The organism is Marinitoga hydrogenitolerans DSM 16785, from assembly GCF_900129175.1.
In the GTDB taxonomy this organism is placed as follows: domain Bacteria; phylum Thermotogota; class Thermotogae; order Petrotogales; family Petrotogaceae; genus Marinitoga; species Marinitoga hydrogenitolerans.
Genome location: NZ_FQUI01000022.1, coordinates 1 through 21572 on the forward strand (window position 1 = coordinate 1; position 21572 = coordinate 21572).

At 28.7% G+C, this 21572-nt stretch carries 19 protein-coding genes; 15 read left to right on the forward strand and 4 right to left on the reverse strand.

Annotation, left to right across the window (positions count from 1 at the left end):
• The 10 genes from fliK to BUA62_RS06990 all read left to right on the forward strand — a co-directional run.
• On the forward strand, nucleotides 1-1457 hold a 1457-nt coding region (gene fliK / locus BUA62_RS11505; RefSeq protein WP_200782362.1), incomplete at its 5' end, for a flagellar hook-length control protein FliK.
• Nucleotides 1450-2106: a flagellar hook assembly protein FlgD gene (locus BUA62_RS06950; RefSeq protein ID WP_072864874.1), complete on the forward strand. Its 657-nt coding sequence runs from the start codon at nucleotides 1450-1452 to the stop codon at nucleotides 2104-2106. The genes fliK and BUA62_RS06950, both read left to right, overlap by 8 nt.
• A gap of 28 nt (nucleotides 2107-2134) precedes the next feature.
• Entirely contained in the window at nucleotides 2135-4768 is a 2634-nt protein-coding gene (locus BUA62_RS06955) for a flagellar hook-basal body complex protein (RefSeq protein ID WP_072864876.1), read from the forward strand.
• A gap of 67 nt (nucleotides 4769-4835) precedes the next feature.
• A complete protein-coding gene (locus tag BUA62_RS06960; protein WP_234970295.1) occupies nucleotides 4836-5048 on the forward strand; it encodes a flagellar FlbD family protein in 213 nt (70 codons plus the stop codon).
• Nucleotides 5049-5819 carry a motility protein A gene (locus BUA62_RS06965; protein WP_072864881.1) on the forward strand — a complete coding sequence of 257 codons (771 nt, stop codon included), beginning with the start codon at nucleotides 5049-5051 and terminating at the stop codon, nucleotides 5817-5819.
• Nucleotides 5820-5824: 5 nt separating this feature from the next.
• A complete protein-coding gene (locus tag BUA62_RS06970; protein ID WP_072864883.1) occupies nucleotides 5825-6706 on the forward strand; it encodes an OmpA/MotB family protein in 882 nt (293 codons plus the stop codon).
• Between the two features lie 14 nt (nucleotides 6707-6720).
• Nucleotides 6721-7263 carry a flagellar basal body-associated FliL family protein gene (locus BUA62_RS06975; protein ID WP_072864885.1) on the forward strand — a complete coding sequence of 181 codons (543 nt, stop codon included), beginning with the start codon at nucleotides 6721-6723 and terminating at the stop codon, nucleotides 7261-7263.
• Between the two features lie 17 nt (nucleotides 7264-7280).
• On the forward strand, nucleotides 7281-8309 hold the full coding sequence (gene fliM, locus BUA62_RS06980) for a flagellar motor switch protein FliM (protein ID WP_072864887.1): 1029 nt from the start codon (nucleotides 7281-7283) through the stop codon (nucleotides 8307-8309).
• Nucleotides 8310-8365: 56 nt separating this feature from the next.
• On the forward strand, nucleotides 8366-9607 hold the full coding sequence (fliY, locus tag BUA62_RS06985) for a flagellar motor switch phosphatase FliY (RefSeq protein ID WP_072864889.1): 1242 nt from the start codon (nucleotides 8366-8368) through the stop codon (nucleotides 9605-9607).
• A complete protein-coding gene (locus BUA62_RS06990) occupies nucleotides 9604-10236 on the forward strand; it encodes a hypothetical protein (protein WP_072864891.1) in 633 nt (210 codons plus the stop codon). The genes fliY and BUA62_RS06990 overlap by 4 nt, the downstream gene beginning before the upstream one ends.
• On the opposite strand, the gene BUA62_RS06995 is transcribed toward BUA62_RS06990, so the two are convergent.
• Nucleotides 10219-10956, reverse strand: coding sequence for an MBL fold metallo-hydrolase (locus BUA62_RS06995; RefSeq protein WP_072864893.1), 738 nt, complete (start codon nucleotides 10954-10956; stop codon nucleotides 10219-10221). The two genes, BUA62_RS06990 and BUA62_RS06995, sit on opposite strands and share 18 nt — an antisense overlap.
• A gap of 84 nt (nucleotides 10957-11040) precedes the next feature.
• Here BUA62_RS06995 and BUA62_RS07000 point away from each other — a divergent pair, with 84 nt between their 5' ends.
• Together BUA62_RS07000 and BUA62_RS07005 are read left to right on the forward strand one after the other, a co-directional pair.
• The gene (locus BUA62_RS07000) at nucleotides 11041-12795 is read left to right on the forward strand and encodes an ABC transporter ATP-binding protein (RefSeq protein ID WP_084670742.1); all 1755 of its coding nucleotides are present in this window, start codon (nucleotides 11041-11043) and stop codon (nucleotides 12793-12795) included.
• Nucleotide 12796: 1 nt separating this feature from the next.
• Nucleotides 12797-14716, forward strand: coding sequence for an ABC transporter ATP-binding protein (locus BUA62_RS07005; RefSeq protein WP_072864895.1), 1920 nt, complete (start codon nucleotides 12797-12799; stop codon nucleotides 14714-14716).
• A 92-nt stretch (nucleotides 14717-14808) separates the two neighbouring features.
• On the opposite strand, the gene BUA62_RS07010 is transcribed toward BUA62_RS07005, so the two are convergent.
• From BUA62_RS07010 to BUA62_RS07020, 3 genes are read right to left on the reverse strand one after another with little or no spacing between them, the layout of a single operon-like run.
• Nucleotides 14809-15639 carry a carbohydrate ABC transporter permease gene (locus tag BUA62_RS07010; RefSeq protein WP_072864897.1) on the reverse strand — a complete coding sequence of 277 codons (831 nt, stop codon included), beginning with the start codon at nucleotides 15637-15639 and terminating at the stop codon, nucleotides 14809-14811.
• On the reverse strand, nucleotides 15636-16511 hold the full coding sequence (locus tag BUA62_RS07015; protein ID WP_072864899.1) for a carbohydrate ABC transporter permease: 876 nt from the start codon (nucleotides 16509-16511) through the stop codon (nucleotides 15636-15638). Before BUA62_RS07015 ends, BUA62_RS07010 begins: the two co-directional genes overlap by 4 nt.
• 8 nt (nucleotides 16512-16519) lie before the next feature.
• The gene (locus BUA62_RS07020; RefSeq protein WP_072864901.1) at nucleotides 16520-17782 is read right to left on the reverse strand and encodes an ABC transporter substrate-binding protein; all 1263 of its coding nucleotides are present in this window, start codon (nucleotides 17780-17782) and stop codon (nucleotides 16520-16522) included.
• A gap of 147 nt (nucleotides 17783-17929) precedes the next feature.
• Between BUA62_RS07020 and BUA62_RS07025 the strand changes: the two genes are divergently transcribed.
• Genes BUA62_RS07025 through BUA62_RS07035 form a run of 3 tightly spaced genes read left to right on the forward strand, consistent with a single transcriptional unit; the run spans nucleotide 17930 to nucleotide 21563 of the window.
• The gene (locus BUA62_RS07025; protein WP_072864903.1) at nucleotides 17930-19732 is read left to right on the forward strand and encodes a TIGR03960 family B12-binding radical SAM protein; all 1803 of its coding nucleotides are present in this window, start codon (nucleotides 17930-17932) and stop codon (nucleotides 19730-19732) included.
• Complete coding sequence (locus BUA62_RS07030; RefSeq protein WP_072864905.1) at nucleotides 19729-20493, forward strand: inositol monophosphatase family protein; 765 nt, start codon at nucleotides 19729-19731, stop codon at nucleotides 20491-20493. Before BUA62_RS07025 ends, BUA62_RS07030 begins: the two co-directional genes overlap by 4 nt.
• Nucleotides 20490-21563 (forward strand): glucose-1-phosphate thymidylyltransferase, encoded by a 1074-nt coding sequence (locus tag BUA62_RS07035; protein WP_072864907.1) that lies wholly within the window; start codon nucleotides 20490-20492, stop codon nucleotides 21561-21563. The genes BUA62_RS07030 and BUA62_RS07035 overlap by 4 nt, the downstream gene beginning before the upstream one ends.
• Nucleotides 21564-21572 lie beyond the last annotated feature (9 nt).

Consider the following 21572-nt stretch of genomic DNA (forward strand, 5'->3'; position numbering starts at 1 on the left):
AAAAGACAAACAAAATAATAAAAGAAATGATAAACACAAAAGAAAAACTACCAGAAAAGATAGAAAAAGAAATACAGGAATTAAGAGGAATAATAGAAGAAATAAAATCGGAACCAAAAAAAGAAGGAATAAATAAAGATAAAGTTAGAGAAAAAGAAGAGATAAAAGAAGAAGTAAAAGAGGAAATAAAAATAGGGATAAACACAGAAGAAAAAGGAAAAAAAGTCAAAGAGATAAAAGAAAAGACAAACAAAATAATAAAAGAAATGATAAATACAAAAGAAAAACTACCAGAAAAGATAGAAAAAGAAATACAAGAATTAAGAGAAATAATAGAAGGATTAAAATTTGAAGTAGAGAAAAAAATTGAATTAAATAAAGAAACTACTATTTTTAGCGAGATTCTTTATAAAACATCATTAAAAAATATAAAAGGTCTTTTTAGCAAAAATTATAACAATAAAGTTGTAAGAATAAAGTTCAATACTGGATTAGTAGGATATGTTGAAAACACAAAAGAAGATGCATTTAAACTATTTAAATTTAATGAAAAACTAAAAAGTAGAAGTAATAGTAAAATTTTTAGAAAAGAATTAGGAAATATAATTGAAAATAAAATAAGAAATTTTGAGAAAAATAGTAAAGGGGAAATGACATTATATTCTGATAAAAAATTTGATTTAATAATAGCAAAAAAGTTTTCATCAGAACAAGTAAAGGATATTTATAGATATATGTCGAAAAATATAATGTCTAAACGAAAAAAAATAAAAAAAAGTATCAATAGTAAGGAAGAAATTATATTAAACAAAAAAAATGAGAATGTTAGTGCAAGAAAAATATTTAAGTATATAGATTCAATAATATATAAAATAAACAAATATAAAAATTCAAACAATTTGCTAATTAACAATAATCAACAACTATTAAAAAATAAACCTGTGAATAAGTTTATAAGTAACATTAATTATTTAAATCCAACTGTAGTAATTAACAATCAGTATTTAAGTAATAATAATGCAAATATAAAAACAGTATCGCCGAAAGAGCTATTAATACAAATGCGTAATATAACAGAAAAAGTATATGATATTCCTAAATATTTTGAAAGAACAGTTGTAAAAATAAATCCACCTGATTTAGGTAATCTTGAAATAACAATTATAAAATCACAAAGAAATATAAAAATAGAATTTAATTTAGAAAATGATGAAAATAAAAAGGAAATTGAAAAAAGGATGGAACCGTTAATTTCGAATTTAAAGGAAAAATATGAAAAAGTGGAATTTTCAGTAAAGTCTGAATTTAAAGATACAAATGAAGAATATCAAGAGAAAGATGAAGAAAATAAAAATCAAGCAAAAAATTATGATGAAGATTTATCAAAAGAAAATGAAAAAAGAAAAAACAGAAGAAAACAATTTTGGGAACTTCTAAGAGGTGAGGGTTATGATTAATGGTATTAACAATTTGAATTATTTTTCAACTCCTGTGCAAAACAATGAACCTAAAAAGGAGTTAGATAAAGATGCATTTTTAAAAATATTAATGACACAATTAAAATATCAAGATCCTACAAATACAATGAATGATAAAGAATTTATATCACAAATGTCACAACTATCATCAACTGAACAAATAATGAATATGAGTAAATCATTTCAAGAAATGGTTTCTTCACAAATGAATTTATTTAAAGTTCAAGCTTCTAATCTTATAGGTAAAACAGTAGTTGTGGAAAATAATAAAATTAATTTAACGGGTGGATTTTCAGATGCTGTTATTTATAATCTAGAAGAACCAACAAAAGTATATGTAGATATATATGATGAAAAAAATAATCTGGTATTTACAAAAGATTTAGGTATTCAAGAGGAAGGAATGAAAACTTTTAATTGGGATGGAGTGGGAATAAACGGGGTGAAATTACCAGATGGGGAATACAAATATGATGTATATACGTATAGAGATGGAAAAAAAGAAAAAATTGGGGGATTGGATGGTGGAAAAGTTGATGCTGTACAATTTGAAGATAATCAATTTTATGTGTTAATTAACGGTCAAAAATATAGTACAGAAAAAATTATTGAAATATCAGAAATATAAAATAATATAAATTTAGGAGGAGATTATTATGTTAAGAGCTATGTTTAGTGGTCAAAGTGGTTTGAAAAATTTCCAAACACAATTAGACGTAATAGGTAATAACATTTCAAATGTAAATACCGTAGGATATAAAACCTCCAGAGTTACATTTCAAAATACATTATCTCAAACATTATCAGAGAGTAGAGGAGCAAGTGGGCAATTTGGTGGAGTTAATGCAATACAAGTTGGCCTTGGTTCTAAAATAGCATCTATAGATAAAATAATGACACAAGGTTCACTTCAAAATACAGGTAATAAAACAGATATGGCAATAAAAGGAGAAGGTTTTTTTGTTTTATCAGATGGACTCTCAAAATATTTTTCAAGAGCTGGTAATTTCACATTGGATTCAGAAGGTCATTTTGTAAATCCTTCAAGTGGAATGAAATTGCAAGGATGGAATGCGAAGGTCACAGATACTGGAAAAAGATATATAGATTCTAATGAACCAATACAAGATATAACAATTTCTCCAAATTTAGTTATGGAAGCAAGAGAAACGACATTCTTAAATTTGTCAGATAATTTAAATTCTGATGTTGGAATAAAGGAAACAACAATGACAATAAAATCATCATCTGGAGATGTTGTTCCGGTTAAATTTACATTTGAAAGAATAATGTCCGAACAATATAAGGATAGAATTGTATACAGATGGCATGCAGAACCGGTGGATCCAAACAAAAACTATGAGTTGCTTGGTGGAAGTAATTACGGAGAAGTCGAGCTTGATGAAGTTGGAAATGTCCTAAGATGGTCTAATTATCCAGGTCATGTTGTTAGAGCAAATGCAACAAATGATTTTAATTCATCATTTCCTGCAGGTTCAAGAATAGATTTAGGTAAAAATGGGATTGATTGGCCATTACGAGCATATGGGGATATTTCTATTTCTGATAGTAATGGAGCGCCTGTTACTTTGGCGTCTCAAGATTCTGCGGCAACTCCGGGTGATAGTAGACCAGATATTTTAATATATAGAGACGCAACAAATCCAAATCAGGTAACAATACAGGTTTCTGATAATGCTGGTACTACATATACAGGTACAATTACAACAGATGGTACATTTTATGATTTAAATAGATTATTTGCGCAAGGCGTTACATTAACAGATGCTGGAGGAAATGAAGTTACACTGAAAAATTTAATTCTAGATTCAGGAGTTTCGGAATCTGTAGCGTTATTGCCAGTTGGCCAGGCAAATGCATTATCTGTAGAACTTTATCAAACAAGTTCTGATGATAAAACAGAATGGGGTCTTGATGGAATATATATGACAGATACAAAAGGAGAATTAATCCCAAAATATCAAGATGAAGATAATAGATTGCAATTAACAGATGGAACCAATCAAAGAAATGTAAAGTTTTTAGGAGGTATATCTTTAAAAGATAGCCAAAACAATGAAGTGTTTTATGATCCGCGAGATATATCATTTAGTGTAGATGCAACTGGCAATGTTACAATAACTCTAAAAGTAGAAGAAAGCGGAACATTAAAAACTGTAACGTTTACAGATGCTGATGGTGATAATGCATCTGCTGATACAGTTGAAGAATTTAATTCTAAAATGGAGAGTGGTTGGAAATCAGCAGATGGAAAATATACAATTTCTGGACTTTCTGTTATTGAAGCAAATGCCACAGATACGTTTGTGGATACGACTACAAATGCAAGTGGAGAAACAACAGAAGCAGGAACGGTTAGATATATTGCAGCAAAAAAAATAATTCAAACACCTGTTTCAGGAGAGTTGAGATTAATTGATACAGAAAATTCGCAAAATTATAAAATAGCTGAGTATGAAAACCCGAATGTTGTGATATCTACGAAGGTTTACGATTCACTTGGAAATGATTATGATATAAATATAAAATATTCAAAAATTTCTGATAATACATGGTATTGGAAGGCAGAAACAGTTGATGGACAACCATTATATAAAATAACAGAAGATGGTACAACAACATCAGATCCTGCGGAGGGTGTAATAGCATTTGATGGTAAAGGTCAATATTTAACCTCAAGATGGAGATTGGATTCTGTTGGATATGTTGATTATAATACTTCAGATAATAATAATGGTTCAATAGGTTTCTGGTTTGATCCGGCAAGCACAGGCGCATCACCTAATGAAAGAGTAGCTCCAGCATCTGTTGCTGCTGCAGGACCTGTAAAAGTGAATTTGAATATGTATGATTTAACACAATTTGCGGCTCCAAATTCAGTTAATATTGCTGATCAAGATGGAAATGCAAAAGGTGTATTGCAAAACTTTACAATAAATGATTTAGGCGAAGTTTTAGGAATATTTTCAAATGGAAAATCTGATTTAATAGCTCAAGTTGCAGTAGCAAAATTTACTAACCCTGGTGGGTTAATTGATATGGGAAATTCATTATTTACTCAAAGTGAGAATAGTGGTATTGCTAAAATAGGATCATTCGGAGAAGAAGGTGCGGGAACATTAGTATCAGGAGCGTTAGAAATGTCAAATGTTGATTTATCAGAGGAATTCACAAAAATGATTACGGCTCAAAGAGGATTCCAAGCTGCAGCAAGAGTGATTACAACATCAGATCAAATATTAACAGAACTTGTAAATCTCAAAAGATAATAATTTATAGATTTCAAATTAATTCACATTAGAGAAAAATGATTATTTTGTAATATAATCACCGGAGGTGTGTTATTTGATAAAAGTAACTAATTTGGGTGGTAAAGAATTTTACATAAATCCAGATATGATTGAAAAAATGGAAGAAAGACCTGATACAACAATTATTTTAAATAACGGGCATATATATATTGTAAAAGAAAAAGTCGAAAAAGTAATTGAAGAAATAATAGAATTTAAAAGTAAAATATTTTCTGTTGATTTTCGAAGAGGTGATTAGATGGATATTTCGACGTTAGCTGGTCTTGGATTAGCAATGGCAGCGATAGTATTAGGAGCTATTTCTGATATTGGATCATTAGTAGATATACCATCATTTTTTATAACTGTTGTCGGATCAATTGGCGGTATGTTTATTGCAAATCCAAAAGATGTATCATTTAAGTTTTTTTCTGCAATAATGAAAGGGATTCAAGAACCTACAATTGATACAGTAGAAACCTTAAAAACATTATATTCATTTGCAGAAAAAGCACGTAGAGAAGGATTGATATCATTAGAAGCAGATCTTGAAAATTTAGATAATGAATTTATGAAAGATGGATTAAGAGCAGCAGTAGATGGAACTGATCCGGAAGAAATTAGAAAAATACTTGAAATAAAAATGGAGTTATTTGAAGAAGAAGAAGGGAAATGGTCGGGTGTTTTAAATACATGGGGATCGTTGGCACCTGCATATGGTATGATAGGTACATTAATTGGATTGATTTTGATGTTAAAAACATTGAATGATCCTACAACTATTGGTCCTAAAATGGCTATAGCTCTTATAACTACATTATATGGAGCTTTTGTTGCAAATATTTTTACTATACCGATTGCGGAAAAAATTGGGAGAAGAACTAAGTTGCAGGTAAATATGTTAAGAATGATAACCGAAGGAATACTTTCAATAGTTTCAGGAGAAAATCCAAGGCTTATGGAAGAAAAGTTAAAAGCATTTTTATCTCCAGCAGATAAGCAAAAATATGAGTCCGAAAAAGAAGGGTGATTTGAATGGCTAATAAATGTAAAAAAGATGAAGGACCACCACCACCAGCTGCATGGCTTGCAACATTTAGCGATTTAAATTCATTATTGATGACATTTTTTGTTATGTTGTTTTCTATGTCGTCAATATCGCCTGGTAAATTCCAACAAGCTGCTATAAGTTTTAGAAGTCCATTTAGTGGAACTCCACCTAGTGTATTAACTGGTGGTAGAAGTTTGTCTGAGGAGAGTTTAATAACATCTAATCCAGGGATAAGGGTTGAACTTTTTAGACTTCAAGATAATCCAAAGTATAAAGGAAGAATCACAATAGAAGAAAATGATAAAGGTACTATAATTAAAATGCAGGATATGGCTTTTTTTGAACCTGGAAGTGCACGTTTAACGGCGGATGCAAAAGAATTGTTATATAAATTGGGTATAATATTAATAGAACACTCGAATAATGCTATTGAAATATATGGATTTACCGATGATAGACCACCTTCAAACACATCTATTTATCCTTCGAATTGGCATTTAGGAGCGGCAAGAGCAGCAAGTGTTGCGAAGTTTTATGCTGATGAAATGAAACAAAAAAGAATATTGGAAAGATTGGCCGAAGTAAAAGAAGGAAAATTTGATCCGGAATATTATTATAATGCAGGGAGATTCTTTCCTATAGCAGTGGGAGATAAAGAAATAAAAAAAGATATAGACAATCTAAAGTCTAATATAGAAGCTCAGAAACTAAAGTTAAAAGAAGATTTTGAACAGGGGAAAATAAATATTTCTAATATGAAGTTAGAAGAAAAAAAATTAGATGATAAGTATAAAAATGAATTAGAAACATTAAGAAATAGATATAGAAGGATTGATCTATTAATATTAAGGCAGCGGTTAAGATAGTGAGGTGAAATTTAATGGCTGATGAAGAAATTCAGGAAGGTCAGGAAGAAGGTAAAAAAGGTCCGAATATTTTATTGCTATTAATAATTGCTATTGTTGTATCAGTTGTTTTATCAGTTGGAGGAGCATTTTTTTTGATAAACATATTAGGAAAAAATATAGTTCAACAAGCACAACAACAAGCACAGCAACAAGCACAAGGAGTACAACAAGCTCCGCAAATAGGTTTAGCTGAAATCATTAGAGAAGGTCATCAAAGACAATTTATGCTTAAAGGTGGAAATGAAATTGCTATAGTAAATGCTTTACAGGTGAAAGTAGGTAGTGATGATTGTCGAGCAGCTATTGCTGAATATAATGTTGAAATATTAGAAGCTATAGGGTTAATATTTATTACAAAAACACGTGAAGATTTAACCACTGTTGAGGGAAGAGAAATATTAAAAAATCAAATAAAAAATGCTATTAATGAAATTACAGGGTTTGTAGGAGAAAAAGAAAAATTTGGTGTAATTCAAGTTATAATAGATATTGTTGTTATTACATCTGCTTATTAAAAAGGTGGTGAAGATATATGCCTCCAGAAAATGAAACATTGTCACAAGAGGAAATAGATGCGTTATTGCATGCTATGGAGGCAGGGTCGTTAGCTGTTTCCAATGTAAGTGAAGAAGAAGATATTATGGCCAATGTTAGGGAATATAATTTCCGAAGGCCTATGAAGTTCTCAAAAGAACAATTGAGAACTTTACAACTTATTCATGAAAATTATGCAAGGGATGTATCCACATATTTATCTTCACGTGCAAGATCATATGTAAATGTAACTTTTGCAAGTGTTGATCAAATAACATTTAGTGAATTTCAACAATCTTTGACAAGTCCGACATTTATATCTGTTTTTTCTACTGATATATTACCTGGAAGTGCGGTATTTCAAATGGGATTGGATATAGGATATGTTTTAGTCGATAAATTATTAGGCGGGCCAGGTATTCCTCTTGAAACATTAAGAACACCCACTGAATTAGAATTAGCAATATTAAGGAAAGAAGGATTATCTTTAATTAAAGCTTTAAGTAAAGCATGGGCAACAATAGTTCCATTTGATACAATACTTGAAAAAACAGAATTTAATCCGCAATTTGTTCAAATTGCGGCACCAAATGAAATGACAGTTTTAATTACATTATCTATTAACTTTAGAGATATACAGGGCTTTATTAATGTTTGTTGGCCATCTTCTCTTTTAGAACCGATTAATGAAAAATTGACCACCAGATTGTGGTCACCTGATAGAAAAACCACGCAAAAACAGATTGAAAAATTAAAAAATTCAGTATTAATGACAAAAGCAGAAGTGAAAGCAATATTAGGCGAGACTACAATTCAATTAGGTGATTTAGTCAATATAGATGTCGGAGATGTGTTGCGTTTGAACTCATTTAATGATGAGCCGATAAATGTAACCGTTCAAGACACACCTGTTTTTAAAGGTACTCCAGGTGTTCATAAAGGTCATTACGCTATTAAAATTGAAAAAGAAGATCCTGAATTGTTAGAAAAGGTTTTAGTTGAAAGATATTTAGAAAGTCTTCAATGAAAAAACGTATAAAATAAAAAGCATGGAAGACATTGTCTTCACTGGAGGTGTATCGCATGTCAGATGAATTCTTATCTCAAGAAGAGTTAGACGCTTTGCTTCAAGGATTAAATCAAGATGAAGCAAAACAAGAAAATAATAAAACAATATCATCACCACAGAGCTCTGGTGCAACTACAGTTGATCCGGTAATATTAGATTTAGTAGGTGAAGTTGGCAATATAGCTATGGGTGCAGGTGCAACTACTTTATCAACCTTATTAAAAAGAAAGGTTGATATTTCAAGCCCTACCCCAATTACATTATTAAAGTCGGAAATAAAAAATCAATTTTCTGGAAAATATGTTATAATTTCTATAAATTATAAAGAAGGATTAAAAGGGACAAATTTTTTCTTATTTCCTGCTAATATATCATCTATTATAGCAGATCTTATGATGGGAGGAACTGGTGAAAACGTTCCAGAAACATTTGATGAAATTTCAATAAGTGCATTGGCAGAAGCGATTAATCAAATGATGGGAGCTTCTGCAACATCTTTGTCTGAATTTTTAAATGCAAAAGTTGATATTACACCTCCAGAAGTTCAAGTATTGGATTTTGATGATCCTAATGTCTTATTTCCGCCAGAATTAGAAGGAGCTTCTGAAACAATAATAGGTATTAAATTTATGTTAAAAATTCAAGGGTTAAAAGAAGGAGAAATGTGGCAGTTCGTTCCAATTGATATAGCTAATGATATAAAAAATAAAGTATTAGCTTCTCAAAATGTTGATATGGAAAAGAAAGAAACACCTTCACAACAACAAATGCCGACACAACAACCGATGGGGTACCCACAACAACAAATGCCGACACAACAACCGATGGGATACCCACAACAACAAATGCCGACACAACAACCGATGGGATATCCACAACAAGTGCCAACACAGCAACCAATGGGATATATCCCACCAGAACAACAGGTTAATGTACAGCCAAAAAATTTTAATTCTATTTCTGGAAAACCTATAGAACCCACGGAAAATATAGATCTTGAAAAACTTCAACTTTTATTTGATGTTCCTTTAAATGTATCTGTTGAACTTGGAAGAAGGAAATATTCGTTAAGGGATATATTGAATTTCCACCAAGGCTCTATGATACAATTAGATAAGTTAGCAGGAGAACCTGTCGATATATATGTAAATGGTAGGCTAATAGCTCGTGGAGAAGTTGTTGTTATAGATGAAAATTTTGGTGTTCGAATTACTGAAATAGTTTCATTAGAAGAAAGGTTGAGAGCATTAAAATGACAAAAAATAATATATCTTTTTTAATAATATTAATATTTTTAGTGAATATAATATATTCTAATGATTTAATTGGTGTGTTTTCAAAATATTCAAAATTAGGAGAATTTAAAATAGAATTAAATATAAAATTTGAGGTGGATGCATCCCCCACCTCTATTTTAATGGATATATATGTTGATAATTTTAAATATTTTTATTTTAAAATAAATGAACCAAAAATTTTATCTGGAATTGATTATTATTATAATTTACATGAAGATATATTTTTAACAGATTTAAATAAAGATGTTGATAGTTATAATGGGATAAAGGATAATCTTGAAATATTTAGAAATTTTATTCGTATTTTATCAGTTACATATTCCCAAGATAAATTTTTTATTAAAGAAATAAAGGATAAAAACTATAAAATCTTCTATTTTTATCCTAAATCAAAAAATGCATTAAAATTTTTAGGAGTAGATTATACTCAAATGAAAATATATCTAAAAGAGCAAATGAGTGTATATTTTTTAGAAAAAATAGAATTTTTCAACTCAAATAACAAAAAAAGAGTTGATGTAAAGGTTAATATTATACCCTATAATACAGATTTCATAAAGAAGAATTTATTAGAAATTCAAAAGTAATTCAGGATATTTATATGTATCAAAATTTTTCAATAATAAATCTTTCCCTTTTTCTTTAAAAGTTTTAAGATATTTTAATTGATTGTCAATAAGTTTTATATTGCCGGGTTTTCCATGACCTGGTATTATTGTTTTTATATCCTGTTTTTTTAGTTCTTCTAAAATCTTTATCCAATTATCAATATTAGCTTCATTTAATTCCGAATGAACACCAGAAACAATAATATCCCCAGAAACTAAGATGTTTTCTGGATAAATTTTATATATAGTGGAATCTTCTGTATGACCACCTAAAGAAATTCCGCTAATTATAGTTTTCGAAGATGTATTTAAATTATCATTTCTAAATACGTTGAATTTACATTTAGCTAATTTTTTTTGTATATTTGAAAATTCAAATCCTGATTCATCTGATATTTTTTTTAATAAAATATCATCGTATTCAAATAATTTTACCAAAGTTTTTTCAGATAAAATAATTTCAATTTCTCCATGAAATATAGCCCCAAATGAATGATCAGGATGATGATGAGTTAAAAAAACTTTTTTTACAGTTTTTTTAGTTCTTAATTGAACAAGGTCTATAACTTTTTTAAATTTTTCAGGATATAAAGATGAATCAATTAGAATGACTTCCTCGTTTAATTCTACAGCAGTAACGTTACTTGCAAAGTTTTCAAACCAAAATACTAAAACTTTATTTTCAATTACTTCTAACATTGAAGTTTTCCTCCTTAAAGTTATTTCATTTAATAATTCTTTATATGTTGATTTTTTTCCTTAAAAATGTTAGAATTGTTAGTGATGCAAACGAAGATCGGGGGTGTTAATATTATAAAAGAATTTTTTAAAAAAAATTGGTGGAGGTATTTAATAGGAATAACCTTTTTATTGGTTATCGATTATATGCAAATTTTTATTCCTAAAAGAATTGGGGATATAATGGATGATCTAAAACTTATTAAAGATTTTGAAGTAATAAAGTTATCTATTTATTCAATATTGATATTAGCAATATCAATAATGATTGGGCGATTTATATGGCGTTTTTTTATTTTTGGCACATCCAGATTATTTGAATTTAAAACAGCAAATATTATGTTTTCACATATTTTAGACCAATCATATGATTTTTATGATAAATGGAGAACTGGTGACTTAATGACCAGGTTTACGGAAGATCTAAATGCAGTAAGAATGGCTATGGGGCCATCGATAGTAATGATTATAGATACTGTATTTATGTCTACTATAACGATAATAGCAATGATAAATTTTGTTAATCCTAAGTTAACGCTATTATCTTTGACACCTTTGCCGATAATAGGATTAATAACGTTGTTTTTTGGAAGGACAATAAGGAAATTATTTAAAAATTTACAAAAAACTATATCAGATCTTTCAGATCATACCGAAGAAAGTTATGCTGGTATACATGTGGTTAAGGTGTTTTCATTAGAAAATACAATGAAAAAAAGATTTAATGATAGATCTATGAAATATTATGATGCACAAATGAAATTAATTAAAACATGGGGTTTAATGTTTCCGCTAATACAATTCTTAGCCTCATTATCAGGGGTTTTAGCAATATATTTTGGCGGGAAAATGGTAATAAATAATGAAATTACATTTGGGCAATTAGTAATGTTCTACTCATATATAGGTATGCTTGTGTGGCCTATGATGGCTGTAGGTTGGGTAGTAAATGTTCTCCAAAGGGGGAAGGCTTCTTATCAAAGATTAATGGAAATAATGAAATCAAAATCATCAGTTATAGAACCAGAAAATATAGATAGAAGTTATAAATTTAAAGGTCATATAAAAATAAATAATCTTAATTTTAAATATTCTGGTTCAGAAAAATATGCTTTAAAAAATATTAATATGGAAATAAAACCAGGAGAGATGGTAGCATTTGTAGGTAAAATAGGTTCAGGTAAATCGACTCTTCCAAAATTATTATTGAAATTTTATCCAGTTGAAGATAATACAATATTTATAGATGGAATAGATATAAATAAGATACATTCTAAGATTATTAGAGATAACATTGCATATGTTCCACAGGAATCTTTTTTATTTTCAATGCCAATAGAAGATAATATAAGTTTTGCCCATCCGAAAGAAGTTAAAAAAGCTCCAAAATATGCAAAAATAGCAAATGTTCATGAGGATATAATAGATTTACCAGAAAAATATAAAACATTAGTAGGTGAAAGAGGAGTTACGCTTTCTGGTGGTCAAAAACAAAGGGTTTCAATAGCCAGGGCTTTAGCTAAAAATGCTCCGTTTATTATCTTGGATGATTGTCTTTCTGCTGTTGATACTGAAACAGAAGAAGCAATAATAACTAATCTTAGAAATAATACAGTTAATAAAACAATGATTGTTATATCACACAGATTAAAAGCTGTTAGAAATGCTGATAAAATTTATGTTTTTGAAAATGGTGAAATAATAGAACAAGGAAATCATAATGAATTATTAGCATTAGAAGGTGCATATTATAGTATGTATATGAAACAGTTAATTGAAGAAAAATTAGAGGAGGAATAATATGCGGACAGCTCATACAGATATATTAAAAGAAGAAAATCAACGAGGTATATCCAACATAAAAATATTTAAAATGCTATGGACATATATGAAAAAATATTATATTATATTGATATTATCTTTTTTATTTTTATTTTTATCAACAATTGTAGATTTAACTATACCAAGCGTTATGAGATATGTAATAGACAATGTTATAAATTCCGCATACAAATTTGAAAAAATAGATAATAATTTTAAATCATCACCAACAGGAGATTATACCTTAAAACAAGTAAATGAAAAGTATTATATGTCAAATGGAAAAGAAGAAATTCCTGTGAGCGGAGAGTTTGTAAATAATATAAAAAATAAAGCTTTAGATGATATTATGAAATATACATTAATAATAGTTTCTCTTTTTTTGGGTCAATTGTTGTTTAACTATGGACAAGTTATTTTTTCTAATTTAATGGGGCAAAAAGTAATTTATGATATAAGAGATGAATTGTATTCTCATATCCTTTCTGTTCCCTTGGATTTTTTCACTAAAAATCCTACTGGTAAAATTACAACAAGAACAGTAAATGATACACAAAATCTTTCTCAATTTTTTACAGATGTTTTAACTAGTTTAACAAAAGATGTGGCAATAATAATTGGAGTAATTATTGTAATGTTTAAAATGAATATAAAACTAACCACGTATGTAATAATAATGTTTCCTATAATTATTGCCGCCACATGGGTATTTGGCATTATAGATAAAAAGATTTATTCTAAAACTAGAACCAGAATTTCTGCAACAAATGCTTTTTTAGCAGAAAATATAGCAGGTGCTAATGTTACTAAATCCTTTAATCAGGAGGACAGAAAAAGGCAAGAATTTTATGATTTAAGTCATAAATTGTACAAATCTAGAATGCAACAAATTATATTAAATGGATTGTTCAGACCTATGATGAATGTTATGTATTATATTACCTTATCATTATTATTCTGGTTTGGAGCAAAATTATTTAAACAAAATATTGTATCATTTGGTGTATTAGTTGCTTTTACATCATATATAGATATGTTTTTTAGACCATTGTTTGATATAGCTGAAAAATATGATATATTACAGAATGCATTTGCATCAGCAGAAAAAATATTCAGACTAAAAGAATTAGAGCAAGAAGATTTTGGTAAAGGGAAATATAAAGAGATAAAAATGGGGAGTATAAAATTTAAAAATGTGTCGTTTGCATATGAAAAAGAGAATTATATATTAAAAAACGTATCCTTTAAAGTTGAAGCGAAAGACAATATAGCCATAGTAGGTGAAACGGGTTCTGGAAAAACCACTATAATAAAATTGATAAATGGATTATATAGACCACAAATGGGTAATATATATATAGATGAAAAAGATTTGAATGACTATGATTTGCATGCATTAAGAAGACAAATTGCCGTAGTTCCGCAAGATGTTTTTCTATTCACAGGGACAATATTAGATAATATTAGAATGTTTGATGAGAGTGTAAGCGAAGAAGAAGTAATTGAAGCTGCAAAACAGGTTCATGCTCACGAAATGATTGAAAAATTTCCAGATAAATATTATACAAAAATTTTAGAAAGAGGAAGTACATTATCAGCAGGTGAAAGACAATTAATAGCATTAGCAAGAGCAGTAGTTTTTAAATCTAAAATAATAATTTTAGATGAAGCAACGGCAAATATAGATGTGGAAACAGAGTATTTAATTCAAAAAGCAATGGAAAATTTAATAGGTAAAGTAACAATATTATCAATAGCTCATAGACTTTCCACAATAAAAACAGCAAGAAAAATATTAGTTGTTCATAAAGGAAAAGTAGTTGAAGAGGGTTCTCATAATGAATTAATGAATAAAAGAGGGATTTATTATGATTTATATAGGTTGCAATATAGCACGTAATAAAAAAGAAATTATAAGAGATAGATTATAAAAAAATTGTGAAATTTATACCTTGATAATAAACAAATCCCGGTTTTTACCGGGATTTGTTTTTAATCCTTTAAACTTCCTTGAGTTAAACCGGATATAATATATTTTTGTGCAATGGAAAAAACAATTATAGTTGGCAAAAGAGCTATAACTATGCCTGCAGATAACACATTCCATTGAATTCCAGCTTTAGATACAATTGAATATAAACCTACAGGAACAGTATATTTATCTGCAGTGTTTAAAAACATAACGGCTGTAAATAGTTCATTCCAGTTATTAACGAATGAAAAGCTTAAAATTGCAGATAATCCAGGAAGCATTAATGGAACAGTAATTTTAAATAATGATTGTATTTCATTACATCCGTCAATTAAAGCTGCTTCTTCTATACTCTTTGGAATTCTATCAAAAAAACCTTTAGCCATAATTGTGCTAAATGCTGCACCAAAACCGCTATATACTATTATTATACTAATTAATTTATTAATCAAATTGAATTTTGAGAACATAATGTATTGTGGAACCATAATTAGGTATGACGGTATCATTTGTGAGAAAAAAAGATATAAAATAACAATATATCTCCATTTAAACTCTTTTCGAGATAATATATATCCACTTAACATTGCAAAAATTGTTGAAATAAAAGCTGCAATAAAGGAAACAAAAATACTATTAGCAAAATATTGTTTGAAATTAACAAATTCAAATAACTTTTTATAACCATACAAACTTGGATGATTTGTCCAATATTTTATTGGAAAGGTGTATAATTCATATACAGGTTTAAATGAAGTTAATATAATCCAGTAAAGAGGAAATATAGCAAATAATAAGAATAATGCTAATAATATAAATCGTACAATTTGCCATATTGTTTTTTTCTTCATAATGAAAACTCCTTTTTAGAAGTCAATTTTAAATACATAATAGTATATAATACAAGAACAGTAACTATGATTACACCATGGGCAGCAGCTTTACTATAATTTGATTCATAAAATACAGTATTAATCATTTTTACTGACAATATTTCTGTACTTCCAGCAGGTCCACCTCGAGTCATACCATATATAACATCCGGGAAATTCATAACCCATATTATTCTTAATAAAATAGTATTTATTAATGTAGGTTTAATATATGGAATAGTTATTTTAAAAAGTTTTGTAAAATATCCTGCGCCGTCAATTTCAGCCGCTTCATACAATGAATCTGGTATTGATTGCAATGCAGCTAAAATCATAATAGCGAAAAATGGTATGCCATACCATACATTTACCAATATAACTGAAAACATAGCTAAAGATGGATCAGATAAAAAGTTAAAACCTTCTTTAATAAAGCCTATTTGCAATAATATATCGTTTATTACTCCAAATTGTCCATTAAGCAGCCATGACCATATTAGTCCTATAGCAAAACCAGAAATAGCCCATGGATAAAAAACAAACCCTGCATATAATCCTCTTCCTTTAAACGGTTCTTTCATTAATAATGCCAGAATAAAACCAAAGATTAATTGAAAAAATACAGAAAAGAAGATCCATTTTATTGTATTCCAGACAATATCAATATAAAAAATATCAGAAAAGATTTCTTTATAATTTTCAAATCCTACCCATTTGATTTTTCCGAAATTAAAAATAGAATAATTTTTGAAAGAAAGCAAAACCCCACTTATCGTGGGGTATAAAATAATAAATGAAATTAAAAGAATTGTTGGCAATAGCATAAGTATAATAAATTTTCTTTGTTTCATTTAATCACCTATTTAATACCAGCATCTTTCCAGAAGTCTGACCATTGTTTTAAACATCTAACAACAGAAAGTTTTCCCAATAATACCTGTTGCATTGTTTTTTCCTGGAATTCATTCCATTTTCCCCAATTTTCATTATCTAATGGATATTGTGTGAATTGATAATGCTCAGGATCTTTAAACATTTCTGTCCATCCTTCGAAAATATTAGAACTAAAATACGAGTCGTATTTATAGACGGACTTTAAAATAGGTAAAGCACCATAACTCTTGCTCCAATATCCGTTAATTTCTGAAGAACTAACAAATTTTATAAATTTCCATGCTAAATCTTTGTGTTTGGAGTATGTTGGTATTCCCCAACCAACAAAACCAAATGTTGGATAAGCTTTTCCACTTAACCCCAAAGGTAGTGGTGCAGTTTTATATTGCCCAGGTTTTAACATTTCATTTAGCATACCTGTGGTGTCAGGATCCTGGAATAATAGCGGAGTTATACCAGAAACAAAAGCGTTTACCTGTTCATCCCATCCCCAATTAACAGAATCTTTTGGAGCAGTATCTTTAAATAAGCTAACATAAAAGTTTAATCCTTCAATAGCTCTAGGGTCATCAAAAATTAATTTCCCATCCTTTGTTAAATACATATTATTTGGATCAATATCATCAAAGAAAGAAGTTACTACAATATCTATAAATGCAGTAGGGTATCCTTTTCCTCTGAAGTCAAAACCATATTGATTTTTCCCAGATTCTGTAAGTTTTTTTGCCATATCGTACATTTCTTGCATTGTTTTAGGGTAATTTTTAAATCCGTATTTAGATAAAATATCAGGTCTATAAAACAGCGTTTTTACAAATATTCCATGAGGCAACAAATAAGGTGTATTTTTATATATGCTGGCAGCTTCTAAAACCCCATCTATTAAATCATTTTTTTCTGACCAATTATCTATATAAGGAGTTAAATCTTCTAATTTTCCCATTGCAGCTAAAGTGCTTAAATTCCAATCACCAATTTCTACAATATCAAGTGGTTGTTCTGTGCTAACCATTAAATTTATTTTTTGATAAGCTGTTTCATAAGGTGGTGAGATGACATTTATTTTTACTCCGGGATTTAATGTTTCAAACATTTCAATTATTTTGTTTAATGTAGGTGTTCTCCACGGACTTGAAAATGCTTCAATTAGATTTAACGTGATAACTTCTTCTGAAAATACAAATAGAGAAATTAAAATGATAGAAATAATCAAAAACAACTTTTTCATACCTAACACCCCCTGATTTATGATTGTGTTTACAATTTATTATATCATATTTAACATAGATTAATCAAAAAGTTTTTTTCTAAATTTTACATATATTAAAAACAATTATGATATACTTAATCATAAAATGGTTTTAGGAGGAAATATATGAATATAGGAAAGTGGTTATTTGCATCTGGAGTTTTACATCGAGTTAGGAAACCTGCAAGATATATAGGCGGAGAATATAATTTAAGAATAAAAAAAGTGGAAAATAAAATAAGAATCGGATTGATGTTTCCTGATTTATATGAAGTTGGAATGTCTCATACAGGATTTCAAATATTAATACATTCATTTTATCAAAAGGAAAATGTCTTTGCGGAAAGAATTTTTTTACCTTGGAAAGATATGATAGAAGAAATGAAAAATGCAAATATTCCGTTATATACTCTGGAAACATATACGCCGATAAAAGAAATGGATTTAATTGGAATAACGCTTCAATATGAGCTTTCATATACAAATATTATTCATGCTTTAAAACTTGGAAATATACCAATATATTCTAAAGATAGATCAGAAAATGATCCTATAATTATAGCAGGTGGCCCTAGTGCATCTAATCCAGAACCCATTGCTGATTTTATCGATGCTTTTTATAATGGCGACGGTGAAGCGGTGATAGATGATCTAATAGAAATATTATCTAGCGATATAACCAGAGAAGAAAAAATAAAAAGAATTTATGAAACAGAAGGTTTTTATGTGCCGAAATATTATAAATTAAAGGAGACTGAATCAGGGTTTGTAGTTCCTGATTATGAGAAAAGGATAAAAATACGAAAAATTAGAGATCTCAATAATACGTCATTTCCAACTGAACAAATTGTTCCTAAAATTAGAACTATACATAATAGAGCGATAGTAGAGATAATGAGGGGATGTAATAGAGGGTGTAGATTTTGCCATGCGGGGTTTTATTATAGACCGGTAAGAGAAAGAACAGCAGAAAAAATAATAAACTTATCTTTAGAAACGCTTGAAAAGACAGGCTATAATGAACTATCCTTATTATCTTTAAGCACGTTAGATTATAGTGACCTTGAAATGGTATTGAATAAATTAGAACCACATCTTAAAGAAAAGAGAATTTCTATATCACTTCCTTCAAGTAGAGTTGATAAATTTGGAATAGAAATCGGAAGCAAAATATCTGGAGCAAGAAAAACGGGGTTAACCTTTGCCCCAGAAGCAGGATCTCAAAGGTTAAGGGATGTGATTAATAAAAATATATCTGAAGAAGAAATTTTGAATGTTGTAGAATATGCTAAAAAAAGTGGCTGGAGAAGAATAAAATTATATTTTATGATAGGTCTTCCAACAGAAACAGAAGAAGATGTAAAAGCAATTGTTGAATTAACAAAAAAAATAAAAAAAGAAATAAAAATAAAGGATATAACAGTAAATGTGTCAATATTTATTCCAAAGCCGCACACACCTTTTGAAAAAGAGCGATTTTATCAACCAAAAGAGATAAAAGAAAAAATAAAAATATTAAATGAGATAAGAAAGTTTGCGAAACTGAAAATTCATGATCCGTACATTAGTTTAATTGAAGCATTATTATCAAGAGGAGATAGAAAAATATCAGAATTAATATATAAAGTAGCATTAGAGGAAAATGCAATATTTGATGAGTGGGATGAAGAATTTGATTTCAGAAAATGGGCAAGAAAAATAAATGAATTAGGCATTGATACTAAAAAATATCTTGAAAAAATAGAAACTGATGAATTACCATGGAAAATAATAGATATTTTATTAAAGGATGATTTTATAAATAACGAGATGAAAAAAGCAACAGAAGGAAAAACAACAGATGATTGTCGATGGGATATATGTACATTATGTGGTGTATGTATAAAAACAGGATTAAATAATATTTTAGCTAAGCGGGTGGAAAAATGAAAGAATTTGATTTTTTGAAAGAAAAAACAATTGAAGTTGGAAAAAAACTTCTTGAATGGAGAGAAAAAGAATTTACAATATCAAGCAAATCATCAAAACATGATTTAGTAACCTCTCTTGATTTAAGAGTTCAAGAATATCTATATAACGCATTAACAAAGCAATTTCCTGAAATAGGTTTTTTTGGTGAAGAAAGCGGAAAAGATAAAAAACCTAAAACAAGTGGATATTGGGTAATAGATCCAATAGATGGAACTGTTAATTTTTCTAAAATGCTACCAATGTTTTGTATATCCGCTGCTTATGTTGAAAATGATGAACCAAAATATGGTATAATATATGCTCCAGTAATAAATCAAATTATAACAGCCGAAGAAAATAAAGGCATAAAGTATAATGATGAAAAAATTATTCCTAATTGGTCCAAAAGTTTAGAAGATGCAATGATTTCAATGGGAAACATAAGAGGAAAAACGTTTAAATTTTTTGAAGCCTTTGAGACAAAGGTAATGAGAATAAGATTACTTGGAACAGCTGCATTACAAATTGCATATGTTGGAACAGGATATTTTGATGCATTTATTTCGGTAAAAGGAAATCCCTGGGATGTTGCAGCTGGTTATATAATAGTAAAAGAAGCCGGGGGAATAATTACTGATTATTATGGTAACAGGACAAATATATTTAACAAAAAAAATATTTATTCAAATCCATATATCTATAAAGATATAATAAAAAATTTACAGGGGGTGTTGTTGTGAAAGCGTTAATATTGTGTGCAGGTAAAGGAACAAGATTAAGACCATTGACTTTTACAAATGCAAAACCATTAATTCCAATAGCAAACAAACCAACTATAGTATATAGTTTGGAAATGATAAAGAAAGCTGGAATTAATGATGTTGGGATAGTTGTTAATCCTGATAACAAATCTGATTTTGAAACAACTTTAGGTGATGGTTCAAGTTTAGGATTAAATATAACATATATAGTTCAGGAGGAACCAAAGGGTTTAGCGCATGCTGTAGCTATTTCAGAAGAATTTTTAAAAGATGAAGAATTCTTAATGTATTTAGGAGATAATCTGGTTACAGTAGATCTTGGAAAATTCATAAAAGAGTTTGATAATAATGATATGGATTCATTTATATTATTAACTCCAGTGGAGGATCCATCCAGGTTTGGTATTGCTGTATTAAAAGACAACAAAGTTATAAGGGTTGTTGAAAAACCAAAAGATCCACCATCTAATTTAGCTATTATAGGTGTCTATATTTTTAAACCAATTGTTTTTGAGGCTATAAAAAATATAAAACCTTCATGGAGAGGGGAATTGGAAATAACGGATGCTATACAATGGTTATTAGAAAATAATAAAAATGTTGGAGCACATATTGTATATGGATGGTGGAAGGATACTGGAAAACCGGAAGATTTAATAGAAGCAAATAGAAAAATATTAGAACAATTAAAAGAAAGTAAAAATGAAGGTATTGTATATGAAAATTCTTCAATACATGGAAATGTAATAATAGGAAAAAATTCAAGAATATTAAATAGTGTTATTAGGGGTCCTGTAATTATAGGAGATAATGTATTAATTTCTGATTCATATGTAGGTCCATATACAAGTATTGGAGAAAATGTAACTATAGAAAATGCAGAATTAGAAAATTCAATTATATTAGATAAAGCAACAATAGCACATTTAGAAACAAGATTAGATTCAAGTATAATTGGAGCAAATGCCACAGTTATAAGCTCAGATTCGAAACCAAAATCAATAAAATTGGTAATAGGTGATTATTCAAAAATAGAAATTCCGAGATAGAGGTGTTTT